The following is a 16,742-nucleotide window of genomic DNA, read 5'->3' as shown; positions in this document are numbered from 1 at the left end:
ACCACCACCACCACCACCACCACCACCACCACCCAACCCAACCCCAACCCCAACCCCAACTCTGAGCTCTAGTAAGTCACCTGACCGGTGCTCTAAATGTAGTTGGCTAGCTATCTTTTTGCCTTTTATACTGATTTGGACATTGGGTGATTCACATCAAGCTAAGATTGTTGCAATCCCCATTTTTTTGGTTTGTTTTCCGCTTCAATTTTGGTCACCTATAGGCTCAAAAATACGTATCAAATCACGCAATTTTGATATTGATGTTGCAGTCATCTTGATTGCAATCATTACCTTGTCCCTAGTATTGATCATTCCTTTAACTAGTTGCGAACCTCGAATGCATTGGTGGACTTGGTTAATTTGTTTCTTATTTATTCTTTCAGGCTTGCTAAAGAATTGCAAGCCATGGCATTTCTTGTGGGTATTATGGACTCTATCGGTATATTTTTCTTTTCATGATCCAAGGCATGATTGTCATATTGAAATAAGTTATCCTAATAGCGTAAATTCAGCCTCTCCTTCTCAGCCTGAGGCAATTACTCCACCGAAATCGAGGCAAGGACAATGGTTATCCAATTTAAATGATTTCATTAATCACACCATCGATAAGATTAATAAAACTATGGAGGGGATTGGTGAGGACTCCAAGAGGGATGATCTACTTATTAACAATGAAAATCGTATTAAATTAGATGATGCTGTAGCTAATCCGAAAAAATATTTCGCCTGCACGAATAAGGGAAAAAAACAGCCTATCTATGATATTTACATCGGTAAAAATGCTTTATTTGACTTTAATTCGATAGAGATTACTCCAGATGCAAAAGCTTACTTACAGAATTTGTTGAAACTATTAGCCTCACAATCTAATGCAAAAATTATCTTGACTGGTTATTCGGATAATCAAGGATCAGATCAAATAAAGTTACAAACAAGTATTCTCAGAGCTGAAAAACTAAAGAGCTGGTTAGTAGACGAGAATGGTTTTAATCCTAACCATATACAAGTTCAAGGCGGAAGTGATTTAAATCCAATTACTAGTAGTAGTGTTTCTGGCTTGCAGGCTTTAAATCGTAGAGTAGAATTGCGCTTAAATTGTAATAATATGGACTAATTACAATCTTCTTTCTAGAAACACCATGAAGTTAAATTTTAATAACCCAACATATGATTATTAATTTATGAGATATTGATGTAAATTAAAAATATCTTTTAGTTATCATTTAATAAATATGAAAAGTGTATTAAAGGAATGAGATAAATTTATATTAATTATTATTATGGTAATTAAGATGCAACATTTAAGGTGAATAATTCAACAAATGTAATTATTTCTGAATTATATTGACGTGTTGAACTACATCTTTTAGTGAATATTAAAATTTTTTAACACCCAACCAAATTTATTTAATTAACTTCAAAAGTGCACAGATAGATTCTGTAATACAAAATTCAAAAGAATTAAAAATTATTTAGTATGAGAAAAAAATCAAATCATATAGTTTTGTACCTTCTCAGGATATAAATTACTATGTTTAAGCTATTTCAAGACACTCAAGTTAAAAACGTTGTTAAGTATAGACTTAATACTCCAAGTTTTATTAAAGGTGGTATGGTTGAATTGGAAATTCTCTTCGATGAAGATAGGTGGTCAAAAGTTCGTATAAATCCAATAATGGAGACAGAGTTTTTTTCGGCTGTTAATTTTTTTAAGAAAAGCTATTTATCTTTCGCTGCTACATCTAAATTTCTAGCCCAAATTTTGCTATCTAAATATCAATTAGATACAAAAGACGTTAGTCAGTTATATTTTCAGACACCTTATCAAACAATTATTTTTCAAGATATAAAGGGATTGAAAACTTTTAAAATTGAAGTACCCACCTCCACTGAGGTACTAGTAAAAACGTACGGACTTTTGGGATTTACAAAAAAAGCGGTAAAAATTGTGGTTCATTCCACAGACAAGTTAGATTGTGATTTAGATTGCCTGTTTAGAGAATCTCTTGAAAATTATGATTCCTCAGAGTTTAAAGACTCACTGAACACAAAAATTGAACGCATAGCAAGATATTCTAACGTTGTTGGAAAATCCTTCTTAAAAGCTCAACAACCTCAAATTGATAATTACAAAACTTTATCGAGTTTAACGAATGTCAGAGTTTTCTATGAGCATTTACAAGAGCGAATCAAAGGAATTGTTGAAATGCTGTACTCTAAAAAAATAGATAATTTGAGTAAAAGTACCGAAGTACCAAATGTGGATTTTAGTACTGTTGATAATCAATGGAATAAGATAACAGCAGTAATTTCTGATAAAAATTAATTTTATGTACCAACCTAGGAGATCAAATTGACTGAACCTAATACCAACGCTAATTTAGATGACTACAATTATCACTTTGACGAGGAGAGTAGGGCAAAGTTAAAAGACGGGGATAATTTCCCAATTTTACGTCATTACTTCTCAAGGATTTTGTATTTTGCATCAGGTACAGATTTGCAAATTATTCAAAATTGTCCCCATGCAGATAAAGTAAAAATGCAATGTATTGGAGGAACGGTTCTAGCAACGGCAGTTTTAGCTTTCCTTTCAGGTTCATTTGCCTTTTACACTGTTTTTGGACCTAAGCCAGCTCTTACTCTTGACTCTCCAGTTGCAGGAGTTGATTTTTTAGCCATATTCTTTTCTGTTTTTTTTGGTTTTATTTGGGCATCCATCATTTTCAATTTAGACAGATTTATTGTCTCTTCTACAGGGCACGGAGATGGGACTGATAGGATAACGTTTGGAGAGTTTACACGTGCGATACCTAGAATTTTAATGGCGGTAGCAATTGGCATTGTTCTATCAAAGCCTTTAGAGCTCAAAATAATGGATTCTGAGATTACTTCAAAGTTGATTGGTAAGCAAACCAAGATCGTTGATGATCGAATTGCCGATGAAAAAGGGAAATTTGATGATCGTAGAGACAAATTATTAGCTCAAAAACAAGAAAAAATTGATCAAGCTAATAAGTTAGATCAAGAAGTGAAGAGTGAAGAACTTATAGTTAAAGAAGCAGAAAAAAATCTACGTGAAGAAGTTGAGGGTATTAGTGGTTCAGGTAAAAAGGGGACAGGACCAGCAACCAACTTCAAGAAAAATGAACTTGATAATCACAAGAATGATTTAATTGAAAAGAGAACTAAAAATATTCCCGAAATTGAGAGATTGAGAAAAGAAGCTGAAAATCTACAACCACAGATCGATGCAGTTGAAAAAGAACGTCATGATAAAGAAATTGATATTAGAAAAAAAGCTGGCTACGAAAATGGCATGATGGTGAGACTTCGTATTGCAGAGGAGGAGTATTTTTGGTCTGGATTTGCATTAATGTGTCTCATGATCATGTTAGAAATCTCTCCAATTATCTTCAAAATGATGATTGTCCTAAGCCCATATGATTTTGTTCAAGAAAATATTAAGAGAAAATCTATTGCAAGACAAGGTATTAAACTAAATGAAGAAATAAAAGACAATGAAGTGAAATTATCCAATTCGACGTACTTTGATGCAAACATAATTGAGGAAGAGCAAGAGCATAAAAATCAGATTCAATCTCAATTGTTAAAAATTGCCCAAAACATTTATATGAAAAAAATGGAAGAGCAAATGAACAATGACCCAGAAGAATTTCTGAATATGCTTAAGCTATCCTCTAATCAACTCGGTGTTTTTCCCCTACAGAATAATGAACAAGTAACTAAGCAGGATAATCAAGCAACTACCCAGGTTGAGCAAGCGACTAATCCGGTTGAACAAGTAACTAAGCAGGATAATCAAGCAACTACCCAGGTTGATCAAGCAACTAATCCTGTTGAACTAACAAAGCAGGATAATCAAGCAACTGTTCAGGTTGAGCAAGTAACTAATCAAGGTGAACAAGTAAGTATTCAGGTTGCGCATGTAACTAATCAGGGTGAACAAGCAACTATTCAGAGTGAACAAGTAACTAAAAAGGATGATCCATTAAATCCAACTGACTCCGCCAATAAAAAAGAGGCCTAAATAAATAAACTCAATTAATGAACCTTTTGGTTAGCCTTTGATGTCTTTGTCTAAGATTAAGTTACTTACTTTCTTTGCTTTTGAAGAGCCCCTGTTGCGTTTGTTGAATCAAAGGAATCCAAGACTCATTAACTCTTTATTCAATTCTTATCTCTATACCCTCATTTTTTCCTGTTTTTTCTTTGCCCTTTCAGCTGCTTATTTAGTCGTAATGGTTCAAGATGTCAGTTGGTTTCGTTGGGCTATTGCAATCATTGTTTTTATGGTTGTCTTCATATTTATCTTTAATCTAGAAAGATTGTTCGTAGCTCAAGGATATATTCCATTAGAAATTGAGACCAATCTCGAAGACTATATTGGAAAAGAATGGAGGCTTGATTTGTTCCAAAAAAGATGCATTCAGGCTCTTGCAATTATTTTCACAATCCCGATTTTAATGTTTTTCAACCGACAATTGATTAATCTTGGGGTTAGTCAATTTGTAAAAGATAAGGGAGAGATTTATCAAGCAAATCAACTCCAAAAAGCATCAGACTTAGAAAGTGGATTGTTAAAAAGAAATTTGCTTGTATCTGAACGTATTCAAAGAATCAATTATGAATTGGAAAATCCCAACATAACTTATAAATCTGAGCTCGCAAATAAAAAAACAATAGTCAATACAAAAGAAAAAGAAACCCCCAGCCCACCATTTGTGAATACTCATCGAAAAGCATTAGTTATAGGTATGGAGCATTATAAAAATACCTACGCAACTCCTGGGTCATTGAATGATGCAGACAGTGTTGCTAAAGAGCTAACTAAAATGGGGTATTCAGTCATAACATCCAAAGATGAAAATTTAATTCAGTTAAAGTTGAAAATTATTAAATACCAATCGTCTCTTAAGCCAGATGACTACAGTCTTATTTATTTTGCTGGTCACGGGTTTCAAGTCGAAAATCAAAACTATATTACTGCAATAGATACCAAGGTTGACAGTGATCAGGATATCGTATCGACCTCATTGCCAATTCAAAGTGAGCTTTTACAAGGCGTATCTCGTCAAAAGCCCTTGGCAAATATATTTATTATTGATGCATGTCGCACTAGGCTAGAAGGCAAACTTAAAGGCTTGGCGCCATTTGAAATTGATAACAACAAGTCAAATATGATTTTTTTAACTGCATCAGCTGCAGGTTTTCCATCAAATTGGGACAGCTCATACAATCATGGAGTATTTACTTATGCACTATTAAAACACCTCTCAACAAATGAACCTATTTTTAATATTTTTACCAAGGTGATTAGAGATACGATTTATTTTAGTAATGCTTTAATTGAAACATTACCTAAATGTAGAGCTAAGGGTGCTGAAAAGGATTTGGATTGTAAAACACAACATCCTGAGTTTAAAACTAACGCAACTGATTCCAGTTTAACTTTGCCTCCTCCTGGTTTTGAGAATTTTAATAAAATTAAAAATCCAAAACTTATCTTAAAACAAAATAATCAAGTTCCTGTTGAACCTATTGAGATGAATTTTGCTAATCAAGTTTGTTCTAATTATGAAAACTCAAAAGAGAAGATTTCCCAAAAATTGTTAATAAATTGTTTAAATGCAGAGTTACTATTGATTAATAATCAACTTAATCAAGTGAAAAAATTTCAGGGTGAGGGTGCGGAGCAATTACGGAAATCCCATATACATAATCTTCTATCGACAACGATGATAAAAGAGCGTCTGAGGGCAGTATTCTTTACTTCAGATTTTTTGGGGGATGGAAACTTCTCGAAATATAGTGGATTTAAAAGATTTGTCTCTCTTATAGTAAATGTTTTAGGAGGATTTTTGGTTTTTAGAATTTTAACTTTAGGTGTGGTTTCACGTTACTCATCAAAAGTACTAGAGGGCAGAAAGCAATACGAGGTGTTACGATTTGAGAAAGCTAGGCTGAATATTCGTAATAATCATCAAAAAACTAATGTTTTAGTTGATCAGTTGTTAAGTAATTATAAATTGTATAAATCTGACAACATTACTAAATATAACCCTTGGAATGATAAACAGGATTTCTACAATTTAAATAAACCACAAATTCCTAAGCCTGATGGAGATAGAGTTGAAAGTATTGAGCAATATAACCAATTTTTATCCTCATTAGAGGGGAGGAGTTCATGACCCAAACAACTGAAGTAGCTAAAGAAAAAGAAAGTCGTGAATTTTTTTTCCTAAGTAGAAAACTTATTGAGGTCGTCATTTTCCTGACAGGTTTTGATTTAAAAATATTAAAGAATCACCTTCACTCATTGCGTTCAATGCAAAGTCAATTGATATCACAATCAGCCTTAATCATTATTGTTACCCTCTTAGCATTCACTTCAGGTGGTATTGTTTTATCTCAACTGATTTTTAATGCTGACGGATCTTATTGGGAAACTGTGTGGTCCCTGTTTTCTAGTCGGTTTACTTGGTCTAATTTAGCTATTACTATTTTTATGCCAATTGTTTTTGTGATGGTAGGGCTCATTTGGTCATTAATCATATTGAATATATATCGTTTAGTCATTATCCTCACAATGAATATCTCTTTTAAAGAGGGATATCGAAAATATTACAGAATGATATTTGGTATTTTGTTTGCAATAGTTTGTGGTTTTATGCTGGCGTTACCATTAATTAGTATTAATTTTTACGAAGACCTTCGTTCTTTTAAGTTAATTCAAAATGTAGATACTTTGCAAACTTCCTATCAAGTTATTGATGATAATCATCAAGATAAACTTCGTAACGCATATCAAAACTTGTATCAGGCATTGCCAGAAGAGATACCTATTTCAAAAATCAAGGCTTATGTAGACACAACCGTAATTGTACCTTCTGAAGAATTTCAATTTTTATCTAGTGCATCAATTGAATCAATAGAAAATGAGAAACTTTGCGCGAGTAAATTTCTTGGATATGACTTTTATGGAGTCTCTTTAAGTAAAGCTGCCATTTACTCCTGTTTGCAAGAACTCAATGTGGAAAAAAATCATATGGAGTCAAAATTACTCCAAAGCTCTAAGCTTTCTTTGAGTAATTATCAAAAAAGTTTGTTGGCATTAAGACTAGAGTTGATGAAAGTACAAACAGATAAAGTACTAGCTTTATATTATGTCCAAACTCCACCAAGCATTATAGAAAGTAGTCATATCGCCTTTAATGAATTTGGGCTATTGACTTATTTGTTTGTGATTTTCAATATCTTCATTATGTTAAGTCCAATTATTTTAAAAGTCTTTGCTACTAAATCCATTTATGATTATTTCGTAGAAGAAGATAATCGACTGACGCTTGCAAAGCATGGTATTGAATTACACACATATGATGTCCTTGAAAGAGGCGGACATGATGTAGGAATTATCGATAGATACTATCAACATGAAGAGATGTTACAGAACATTGAAACCAGTTATTCACAGAAAATGAAAGATATGGCAGAGTTTGAACTCACTAAGATGCGGGACAAATTATCAAAAATAAAAGAATTATTATGAAAAATTAGTTCATTCGAATAATTTTGACACGACGATTTGAGCTGTCAGTTGGATTAGCTGAATCATTGAGTTCTGTCGGCCCTTTTCCTACAGAATTTAACCTATTTGTGCTAACGCCATTTTGAATCAAGAAATATTTCACGCTATCAGCCCTTCTTTTGGAAAGGGCAATGTTGTAGTCTAATTTTCCTACTGCATCGGTATGACCCTCAATCACAAATGTTGCTTTTTCAAGAGTTGGACTCGTGATTGCAGCGCTAATGTTTTGAAGAATCTTATAGCTTTCTTTTCTAACCTCAGAAGAATCAAATTCAAAATTAATAACAAAACTCTGGGAAATAGGTGCCTGAATTGCTTCAGACTTATTGGGGATAGGTTTTAAAGTTCTTGATGTGGATGCATATTCTTGGTTTTCCTCTTGACGCTGAAAGCCTTTAACAATTTGATCTGGAGATGCATTTTTCAATAATACTTCAGCAGCAAAGATTGGCTGGATAAACAGATGAAATCCTAGAAGTATAATTTTATACATTATTTGTATTCCTGTACTGTAACTAGTTTGGCCCCATATCTTGAAGACCCATTTGAGATCCCACTATTATCTGTTAAAAGCGATATTAGTTTTTGTCTGCCTGCAATATCATTCAAAGCATAAGCAAATGGAATATTTGGCTTTGAAATCATTTGGCTGATGGATGAGAAGTCCCTAGGGGTTTCGCTGACCATCACTAGTATGTTATCCACTCCTACTGGCCCACCTGCTTGAACTTTCCATGAATCGTTCGGCAAATTCATAGTTTCATTTGCTTTAATTTCATTTTTTTGTTCAATTTTGTTAGGGTACAAAATAAAGAAATCTTTCTTATCTGTTCCCAATAAGAGGATATAAACATATCCAGCTTTATTCGACTTAACCGATAAATTGAATGACTCTGATCCGATCTTTATTTTAGATGAACTCATCGTAACGTTTACTTTTACCTCAGGATTCGATTGTGCGAGAATGTCTTTCAATGTCTCCAATGAAGCAATTTTGTCATCGACGATGGTTGGTTTTACATCAGGTGGTTTATTTACTGGTGGGATTACTACAATGGGTGGAATGGCTGGAGGTTTTGTCACAGGTGGCTTTTCAGATGGGATTATTGCCACAGGGGGGAGCGCTGGTGGTTTAGTAGCCATTGGTGGAGACTCTGGAGCTAGTTCTACAGGTGGAGTAACTGTTGGTGGCGGTGTTGCTGGCGGCTTCGGTGGAATAGCGGTTGATATGGGGGAAGGTATCGGTGGTTTGGTTGCTGGCGGCTCTAAAGGAGGAGTTGCTGCCACTGGCGCTGTGCTTTCTACAGGTGGCTTGCTAACTGGAGGTTTATTGTTATTTGCTAAATCAGTTCTTGGGGGCTGACTAGGTACGGGAATAAGAGTGCGGTTACCACTAATCGTTAGATGGCTAACGGATCCATTAGTTTGGTTACGAAGTTTTGAATTCATTTTTTCTTGAGCGCAGGCACGAATTTCTTCAAGACTAACTCCGCCAGAACCATTTAAATCTTTAGCATCTCCAAGCAAACAATCGCGGACAGCCTGGGTGCCGATTCCTCCACTGGATGGTTCATCCCAGCTTGCTTCATTTTCTTTTGCAGTAGAAATTAAAACATAGTTTTCTTTAATTGCGCCCAAAGACGTTGCATCTCCAAATCCTCTTGATCCACTAACTTTTGCTGGTATCAAAGCATTTACTGGAGCATTACATTCAGCATTGGTTACCTTTGAATTTAAACGCGCGAACTTTACTTTTAAATTGGAGTTTGAGCTTAATGAGCGTGAGCCTGTTCCCTTAATCACACCATTAGAAAAGCAGGCGTCAAGCATTACGATAGTTTTGTCACTTACTTTTAGTAATCTATTTGTAGCATTTGCCAATTCTGTATTGGTAATGTATTGCATATCGTTGGTTAACATTCCAGCTTGGCATTGGTTTGTATTCATATCCAGCCAATTTGAGCCATGACCAGAAAAATAAATAAAAACTTTCCCACCTTCTGCCGCATTTTTATTTAAATTACTAAGTTCCTGCATGATTCTTGATTTAGTGGCTTCTGAATCTCTCAGAATTATCATATCTTCGTCTTTAATACCTAATGCGTGTGCAATTTTTTTAGCACTTGCTACGTCATGAATCGTACCAATTAGAGGATCAACATCGGGAGAACTCCAAACGCTTTGAGTAACGATTAATGCAGATCTATAGGGACTTGCAAAGGAAAATGAAATTACTAGACTGAAAGATGTAAGTAAAATTAACTTTAAGATTTTCATAGTTTTACAATTTATATAAATCGAGTATCGCAATAAAATCAACAATCCTTATCTTATCATTAGAATGTAAGGGCGAATAGTATGTTTTAGTTGATTTAAATCCCATATAAATCAAACTGCTGTCCTTAATTGACTTTATAAAATTTTGAGCCATCAACAAACTTAATAGGGAGCACTTAGCCGTTCATAACTGCGTTAAGATAAGATTCATTTTTAATTATCTTTCTCAAATCGCGCTCGTTATAAAGTGTTCGCAATTTCATTAAATCAAACTCTACATAAACTGCTGCGCCTGACTTAAAAGCTGCTTCAAGAACATCTCTATCGTACTTGATTTCCTCTGGAACATTTTCAATTGCCCATCCATTCATCTCAAGACATGGGATTATGAGTTTTTTATTTTTTCTTAGAGCTAGCGGTACGCTTCTTAATATTGCCCGTGCCATTTTTGATAAACTACCGCTTGTTTTTTTCTTGAGTGGCAATAGGCATTCAAGAAAAAAATCTACATCTGACATTAAAGGTTCTCTTAAGCACTCAATTGCATTACCGTTATCTGTTTTTAGGGCTTCTAGCATATAACTTTTATCACTATAGAAGCTTGGATCGGAATAAATAACTGAATAAGGAGATGAGTTAAGTGCTGCAAGGGCAATTTCTCTATCTTTTTTTAACTGAGAGGTTACATTTTTAATCATGAGACCATTGTATTGAACAATGGGTAATACAAAATTCTTATCTGCCCATAAACTTTTTTTAGGAAATTTCTCAAATTGGGATGATTCTATTAATTTAGCCATCTCCAGCATAAAACTGATTTCACTACATAATTTTTGATCAAAACTATCCGCCTTAGTTTTTTCTCCAATATTGTCTTTAATAAATTGTTTGTCTGTTTTGTATTGTTTAGGGAGTTGACCGAGAACCTCACCTTTGGTAACTTTCATTAAAGAAGTTACGAATTTTTGATCTGCCATTAATTTTTCAGAAATTTGGAGTATCGAATTACCTCTGACAAGTTGATCGTATTCATATTGTGAGTAGTCAATTTCAACCAATAGTTTCATCAGGGCTGCATTTCCATTAAAGCTTGAAATTGTGGCCATTAAATTAATAAGGTTTTTGTTTGCGCGTTCTCTACCATAGAAGTCAGTTGCTTCACGAACTTCTTTTTTTAAATTTTTCAGTGAAATTTTCAACTCTTCAATTTTTCCGAAGTCATCTCCCTTATTTTTAGCTAGGGAAATTCGATGCCAATTTTTTAGTGAGTTAGCTATTTCTTTATTTGCTGGTCCTCTATATGATTTGATTTCATTCAAGCACTTATCAAGAAATTCCTTATCGATAAGTACAGATTTACCTGCAAACTCATAAACCAATGGTGACCAAAGTAGTTGATTTTTAAACATGGCGTTCCATACAACTTCACAATCATTTCTTAGTTCATCTGAGGCATCCTGTAATGATTCGCAGTCCCATGTTGATAAAACCGCCATAACAACTTCTCTGTCAAAACTATATTTTTTCGGGAGCAGTGTGAGTATTCTTGCATTTGATCGAATAAACACCCTTCCGATTAAATCAAGAATAAAACTTCGATCATCTAGTAATATTTTGCTGAGGTAAAGAATATTGTTACAGTCCTTTTCAACCGCTAATCGAGCTAACTCTGGATCTTCTCTCAGATTCTTCGGGAGGTCCTTGAAGGGGCTTCCCTCGTTATATTCACTAAGAATTTGGTACGCCTGATCTTTATTCATTAGTTCCATTCCTAAAGTTTTTTTAAATTACAAAGTTAGCAAATTACATTTTCTAAAAAAATCATAGGTAAAAGCTAAGAGTGTAGTAAAAAATGAAAGTCATAACTTCAAGTTATTGAGTTCAGCAGTTTATCTCTCTTTTTCTGCCAGTTCAAAATCTTCAATTAAATAGCATAGCAGAAGTATTTGTTAAAACTTTTAATTGGGATTATGCCTAAACTAACGATTGTCTTAATACAAATATTGTGAAGGGATGTCTCAAAGATTGGTTTAATCATATCAATCAAAATATCTTCATAACGAATTAAGAATGAAATATTCGAGAGACTTTATTCGCGAGGTAGCAGCGATTCTATGATTGATTTTATAAGGGTAATTCCATCTGCCTCAAGAGTATTTCATACACTATCGTAGTGGTATTTTTCTTAGTCTAAGGATTAATGTTCGTTACTTTAGTAATTTTTTCAAATATTAAATTTAATTTACAGTGCTGAAAATAGTTTTCGGGTTTCGGGGAGATTTTTGAAAACTCGCTATTATTTCTTCACTTGATCTTGGGGGAAATACTTCTTTAAAGGGTCGAATGGCTTCACTCACTAAAACACCTTTTACAAAGCGAAGAGTAAGGTATTTCTTGTAAGAGTTTGTCATGCCTTGGTCTATGCCCTTACCTTGACCAAAATTGATTTCACCGCTAAACCAATCGGCAAATAGTGGGCCGTTCATTGCATCGGGAAAGACATCTAATAATTTAACGTTGATAACCAATGGTCGAAGCACATTCTCGTAAATAAAAAATGGTTCGGAGACAAACTCATGCTCAAGTTCAAGCCATTTTTCATTAAACCTTCTGACTCGAGTTTTCTTCAGGCGAGTTGGATGTTGAATATTGGCATCTAACTCAGTTAAATATAATTTACTATCTTCAATATTCCAAGTCCCGTTATATCCTCTTCTGCACATGCTTGTAACTGATACAAATTTAGGTACCTGAGGATGATGGGCTAGTGGTTGGTCATTACTAAATAACTCTTTATCTTGATAAAAAAATCGTTCAGATAGTTGGAATGTCATTCAAAGCTCCAGGTTAGTTAGGTTTTTTTACCCCTATAACTAGCCTAGCATAATGACATTCCACATTATGAAATAGTTGAAAATACTTCAACTTATTTTTAACTTTGCAAAAGATGCATCCACTCAGATACTGAGATTTTAAAAAATGATTCATCATTGAGCATTAACCCCATTAGTTGATTTCTTCTTTCTTCATCCCAAACAGGGCTAGTCAATATCTGAAATTTATCGATAATCGCTTTTTCTGCTTTGTCACGATGGATAGGGTCTCCGAGTGGAAAATCAACTTGAATCAACTCAGAAAGAGTGCCGTCTAGTAATTCAATTTGAATCGCATTAGCACAGCTTCGAATCTGAATATCATGATGGTTTTTACTGAAGATAGGATTTTCAATCAAGACCATTTTGTCTCGTAAAGCATCAATCAATGGGTTACTCGCTGCCTCATCTAAATAATCATCCAGAGTGAGTTGACCTTTTAATAAGCCAATTGCTACGATATATTGCATGCAATGATCTCGCGCTGCTCTAGTAGTCAAAGGCCCTTTTTTATCTGTTCTACGAATCGCCTCGTCATGAGAAAAAATCGTAATCTTTTTTACCTGTTCGAAGCAATTGTTTAGCCAAGGATGCAAGTGAATCGCAGCTTCTAAAGCGGTAGAGACATTTCTTTGACAGGGATAGAACTTGAAAATAATATTTTCAAGGACAAAACTACCTAAGGATTCAGAGATGGTGATTTTGTTACCATCATAAAAAACTTTTTCAAATCCCCACTTAGCATCACTTAAAGGTGTTTGATAGCCAGGCTCACCTTTAACTGCGTTGAATGCATGCCAAACAGCTCTACTTGCTGCGTCAGCTCCAGCCCAACTCTTTCTTGGGCCAGCATTGGGTACGTGGCGATAAGCATTTAATGTTCCGCCGTCCATAAAGACATTACCTAAAGTTGCTAAAGCCATTTCTTTCGAACCACCAAGGAGTTTGGTAACAACAGCTGATGCGCCAATTTTTACACCAATGACGTGATCGAGCGCAACACTAGGTTGGTCAAATTTATTCGCAAAAGAAATCATGCCTTGAATTTCATATGCCTGAATGATGCCGTGCAAGACATCTTGCATACTAAGTTCAGGTAATCCTGCTGAGCCTTGCTGTTGACTTTTAAAGTAAGCGACGGCTAAGATGGCGCCAATTGAGTCGGATGGATGTCCACCCGCAAAAGAGGTATCGTTGAAATCCATCCACCGAATCATTGCGCACATATCAAAGGCGGCTTTGATCGGGTCAAGACGATAGTTGGTGCCAAATACTGGCACACCATTTGGCACAATCGTCCCGTCTACATAAGGGCCCAATAGTCTTAAACAATCTTCTTCATTTAGAGAGGACAGTGCACAAGAAACTGAATCCCACAGGCAATATTTTGCAATCTTATAGGCATGATTTGAAAAAAGTTTATCGGAGTAAACGTAATCTACGATCGTATTTAACAGAGAGTCAGTGGCTATTTTATTCATTCAATCTTTGGATAAGTTTTTTTGGGTTACTCGATCGAAGCATTAGCTAGTTTGACTAACTTTTCCCATTTAATCGATTCTTCAGCAATAAATTTACTAAACTCTTGTGGCTTCATGGGTTGTGTCATAGCTCCTTGCGCAGCCAGTTTTTCTTTTACTGTGGGAGATGCAAGAGCGTCTAGGATTGCTTTACTAAGTTGTTGAATAATTTCGGGTGGAGTATTGGCAGGTGCAAATAAACCATTCCAATTAATTACTTCAAATTGAGGGAAGCCTTGTTCAGCAACCGTCGGTACATTTGGCAAAGAAGGGTCTCGCACTTTTCCGGTTGTGGCAAGCGCAAATACTTTTCCAGCTTTGATAAAGGGTAATGCTGAGGGGATGGCACTAAAGTAAAAATCGACTTGACCAGAAGCAATGGCTAGTAATGCTGGACCGCCACCTTTAAATGGCACATGTAACCATTTCGAGCCTAGCAAATCATTAAGCCAAGCACTCGCTAGATGGGTTGAGCTACCATTGCCAGCGGATGCGAAGGTAAGGTTGCTATATTCCTTTTTACTCTGAGCAACCAAGGTTGCAAATGTATTAGCTTTTAGTCCTGGTTGGACTACCAGAACATTAGGGAAGATGGTGCCTAAACTGATTGCAATTAAGTTTTTTTGGGAATCATAATTTAGGTTTTTATACAGGTGTTGATTAATCGCAATCGGTGCGACATTACCCCACAATAAAATATAACCGTCAGGAGTTGCTTTCGCGACAACTTCAGAGCCACGACTGCCACCAACCCCGCCCAGATTTTCGACAATGATGGTCTGACCGAGAATCTTTCGCATTTCTTCAGCAACAATTCTTGCGGTAATGTCGGAGCTACCGCCTGGTTCAAAAGGGACGATCAGACGAATCGTTTTATTGGGATAGTTGGAGGAATGAGCAATTAAGCTTGTAGAAGCCATGAATAGGGCAAAGAGTGATAAAAGAACTCTTTTTAAAAACAAACAATTTTGCATTGAAAGTTAATCTCCATTAATTTTTTTTTTAATCTGAATCATTTAATTTCCATGAAACAGTTATTTTTTCATCTCTCATCATAAATGAGTTAATATTTCTGCATAAATAATTATTATTAATGAGACATGCTAGCCTTTGTAGAAAGAATTTCTATTTCTTATTGGATGAAATTGAGTCAATTTATTTGCCTCATGTTCTTCTTTTCCCTGAGCACCTTAGCCAACTCACAAACCTCGAGCAATAATTTAAACTCCCCAAATTCTGGGATTATTAAAATAATTGTGCCTTATCCCCCAGGTGGTGGAACAGATATTATTGCTAGAGCAATTAGTCAAAAAGTGGGTGAACTATTACAACAACCCGTAGTGGTAGAAAATCGTAATGGTGCTAACGGTTCTATTGGCTCAGCCTTTGTTGCTAAAGCTCCTGGCGATGGTTTTACTTTATTAGTTGTGCCTGCTGGTTTCTCTGCTAACCCATCCATCTATCCAAACTTACCCTTTGATCAAAAGAAAGATTTAACCGGGGTGACGATGTTAGCTTCCGGCCCTTTAGTCCTCGTGGTGAATCCTTCTTTAAAAGTCAAAAATACGCGTGAATTAATTAATCTCGTCAAATCCAAGCCGGACCAATTTAATTATGCTTCGGCTGGTATGGGGTCTTTACCTCACTTAACTGCTGAACTGTTTAATTTAGAAGCGGGTACAAAAATGTTGCACATCCCTTATAAGGGCGCAGGACCAGCTGTGATTGATTTAATGGGTGGCATCGTCCCTGTATATTTCATGAATATCCTTCAAGCAAAATCACTTATCGCCGAGGAGTCGATTCGAGCTCTTGCCGTCACTAGTCCGCAGAGGTCTAGTATCGATCCTGATTTACCCGCTATTGCTGAGGAATTACCAGGCTTTGACATGATGAATTGGTATGGCGTTTTAGCCCCTTCAACCATTTCAAAAGAGACTTTAGATAAAGTAAATCAAGCCATCATCGTTGCTCTCAATACCCCAAAAGTGAAAGAGAAGTTGAGTCAAGAGGGAATGACAGTGGTTGGAAACAAACCCAATGATTTCAATGCGTTTTTGAAAAAAGAGATGGATAAATATAACCGGATTGTTAAACAAGCAGGGTTATAAAAATTTAACTGGAGATGAAAGACATGAGTGATCAACAAGAACCAAAATATGATGTGGTTTGGCCTATATCGAAAAGGGCTGTAAAAAAGACCCTAGCAGCCAAGCGTATTCCTGATTTAAATGGCAAAGTGATCGTTGAGTTATGGGATGTGATTTTTCGTGGTGAAGTGATTTACCCCCTTGTACGTGAGTACATTAAAAAAAGATTCCCGAACGTACAGTTTGTGCCCTATACAGAAATTGGTAATTTCCATGGAGCGCGAGAGCATCAAGTTACTGCAACCATTGCCGATAAACTAAAGCACTTTAAAGCCGACGCTGCTATTGTCGGCATCGGTGCCTGAGGTAG

The 16,742-nt window shown here is 35.5% G+C and carries 13 protein-coding genes; 7 read left to right on the top strand and 6 right to left on the bottom strand.

Annotated features, from left to right (window positions below; genetic code table 11):
• The 5 genes from AOC35_RS07245 to AOC35_RS07225 all read left to right on the top strand — a co-directional run.
• Window positions 1-1,117, top strand: a 1,117-nt coding sequence (locus tag AOC35_RS07245) for an OmpA family protein (protein ID WP_159077515.1), incomplete at its 5' end; no start/stop codon positions are given.
• Between the two features lie 417 nt (window positions 1,118-1,534).
• Window positions 1,535-2,329 (top strand): hypothetical protein, encoded by a 795-nt coding sequence (locus tag AOC35_RS07240; RefSeq protein ID WP_108646450.1) that lies wholly within the window; start codon window positions 1,535-1,537, stop codon window positions 2,327-2,329.
• A 27-nt stretch (window positions 2,330-2,356) separates the two neighbouring features.
• Window positions 2,357-4,054 carry a DUF4407 domain-containing protein gene (locus tag AOC35_RS07235; RefSeq protein WP_108646449.1) on the top strand — a complete coding sequence of 566 codons (1,698 nt, stop codon included), beginning with the start codon at window positions 2,357-2,359 and terminating at the stop codon, window positions 4,052-4,054.
• A 40-nt stretch (window positions 4,055-4,094) separates the two neighbouring features.
• Complete coding sequence (locus tag AOC35_RS07230; protein ID WP_108646448.1) at window positions 4,095-6,215, top strand: caspase family protein; 2,121 nt, start codon at window positions 4,095-4,097, stop codon at window positions 6,213-6,215.
• On the top strand, window positions 6,212-7,573 hold the full coding sequence (locus tag AOC35_RS07225; protein WP_108646447.1) for a hypothetical protein: 1,362 nt from the start codon (window positions 6,212-6,214) through the stop codon (window positions 7,571-7,573). The genes AOC35_RS07230 and AOC35_RS07225 overlap by 4 nt, the downstream gene beginning before the upstream one ends.
• A gap of 4 nt (window positions 7,574-7,577) precedes the next feature.
• On the opposite strand, the gene AOC35_RS07220 is transcribed toward AOC35_RS07225, so the two are convergent.
• From AOC35_RS07220 to AOC35_RS07195, 6 genes are all read right to left on the bottom strand, one after another.
• On the bottom strand, window positions 7,578-8,105 hold the full coding sequence (locus AOC35_RS07220) for an OmpA family protein (RefSeq protein ID WP_108646446.1): 528 nt from the start codon (window positions 8,103-8,105) through the stop codon (window positions 7,578-7,580).
• On the bottom strand, window positions 8,105-9,889 hold the full coding sequence (locus AOC35_RS07215; RefSeq protein WP_108646445.1) for a DUF4384 domain-containing protein: 1,785 nt from the start codon (window positions 9,887-9,889) through the stop codon (window positions 8,105-8,107). The genes AOC35_RS07220 and AOC35_RS07215 overlap by 1 nt, the downstream gene beginning before the upstream one ends.
• Window positions 9,890-10,065: 176 nt before the next feature.
• On the bottom strand, window positions 10,066-11,649 hold the full coding sequence (locus tag AOC35_RS07210) for a DUF4116 domain-containing protein (protein ID WP_159077514.1): 1,584 nt from the start codon (window positions 11,647-11,649) through the stop codon (window positions 10,066-10,068).
• Window positions 11,650-12,126: 477 nt separating this feature from the next.
• Window positions 12,127-12,723 (bottom strand): hypothetical protein, encoded by a 597-nt coding sequence (locus AOC35_RS07205; protein ID WP_108646443.1) that lies wholly within the window; start codon window positions 12,721-12,723, stop codon window positions 12,127-12,129.
• 98 nt (window positions 12,724-12,821) lie between these two features.
• On the bottom strand, window positions 12,822-14,243 hold the full coding sequence (prpD, locus tag AOC35_RS07200; RefSeq protein ID WP_108646442.1) for a 2-methylcitrate dehydratase: 1,422 nt from the start codon (window positions 14,241-14,243) through the stop codon (window positions 12,822-12,824).
• A 26-nt stretch (window positions 14,244-14,269) separates the two neighbouring features.
• Entirely contained in the window at window positions 14,270-15,202 is a 933-nt protein-coding gene (locus AOC35_RS07195) for a Bug family tripartite tricarboxylate transporter substrate binding protein (protein WP_159077513.1), read from the bottom strand.
• A gap of 336 nt (window positions 15,203-15,538) precedes the next feature.
• On the opposite strand from AOC35_RS07195, the gene AOC35_RS07190 reads away from it, so the two are divergent.
• Together AOC35_RS07190 and AOC35_RS07185 are read left to right on the top strand one after the other, a co-directional pair.
• A complete protein-coding gene (locus tag AOC35_RS07190) occupies window positions 15,539-16,393 on the top strand; it encodes a tripartite tricarboxylate transporter substrate binding protein (protein ID WP_211307492.1) in 855 nt (284 codons plus the stop codon).
• Window positions 16,394-16,416: 23 nt separating this feature from the next.
• Window positions 16,417-16,737: a hypothetical protein gene (locus AOC35_RS07185; RefSeq protein ID WP_084282449.1), complete on the top strand. Its 321-nt coding sequence runs from the start codon at window positions 16,417-16,419 to the stop codon at window positions 16,735-16,737.
• The last annotated feature ends 5 nt before the right edge of the window (window positions 16,738-16,742 follow it).

This window comes from Polynucleobacter rarus (assembly GCF_003072505.1).
GTDB classification, from domain to species: Bacteria; Pseudomonadota; Gammaproteobacteria; order Burkholderiales; family Burkholderiaceae; genus Polynucleobacter; species Polynucleobacter rarus.
This window is presented reverse-complemented; position numbering and strand designations above follow the sequence as displayed.

Bases quoted from the DNA above. Each gene is read 5' to 3' on its own strand.
- AOC35_RS07230 (WP_108646448.1), top strand. From the start codon at position 4,095: ATGTCTTTGTCTAAGATTAAGTTACTTACTTTCTTTGCTTTTGAAGAG.
- prpD (WP_108646442.1), bottom strand. From the start codon at position 14,243: ATGAATAAAATAGCCACTGACTCTCTGTTAAATACGATCGTAGATTAC.
- AOC35_RS07225 (WP_108646447.1), top strand. From the start codon at position 6,212: ATGACCCAAACAACTGAAGTAGCTAAAGAAAAAGAAAGTCGTGAATTT.
- AOC35_RS07185 (WP_084282449.1), top strand. From the start codon at position 16,417: ATGAGTGATCAACAAGAACCAAAATATGATGTGGTTTGGCCTATATCG.
- AOC35_RS07215 (WP_108646445.1), bottom strand. From the start codon at position 9,889: ATGAAAATCTTAAAGTTAATTTTACTTACATCTTTCAGTCTAGTAATT.
- AOC35_RS07195 (WP_159077513.1), bottom strand. From the start codon at position 15,202: ATGGCTTCTACAAGCTTAATTGCTCATTCCTCCAACTATCCCAATAAA.
- AOC35_RS07210 (WP_159077514.1), bottom strand. From the start codon at position 11,649: ATGAATAAAGATCAGGCGTACCAAATTCTTAGTGAATATAACGAGGGA.
- AOC35_RS07240 (WP_108646450.1), top strand. From the start codon at position 1,535: ATGTTTAAGCTATTTCAAGACACTCAAGTTAAAAACGTTGTTAAGTAT.
- AOC35_RS07220 (WP_108646446.1), bottom strand. From the start codon at position 8,105: ATGTATAAAATTATACTTCTAGGATTTCATCTGTTTATCCAGCCAATC.
- AOC35_RS07205 (WP_108646443.1), bottom strand. From the start codon at position 12,723: ATGACATTCCAACTATCTGAACGATTTTTTTATCAAGATAAAGAGTTA.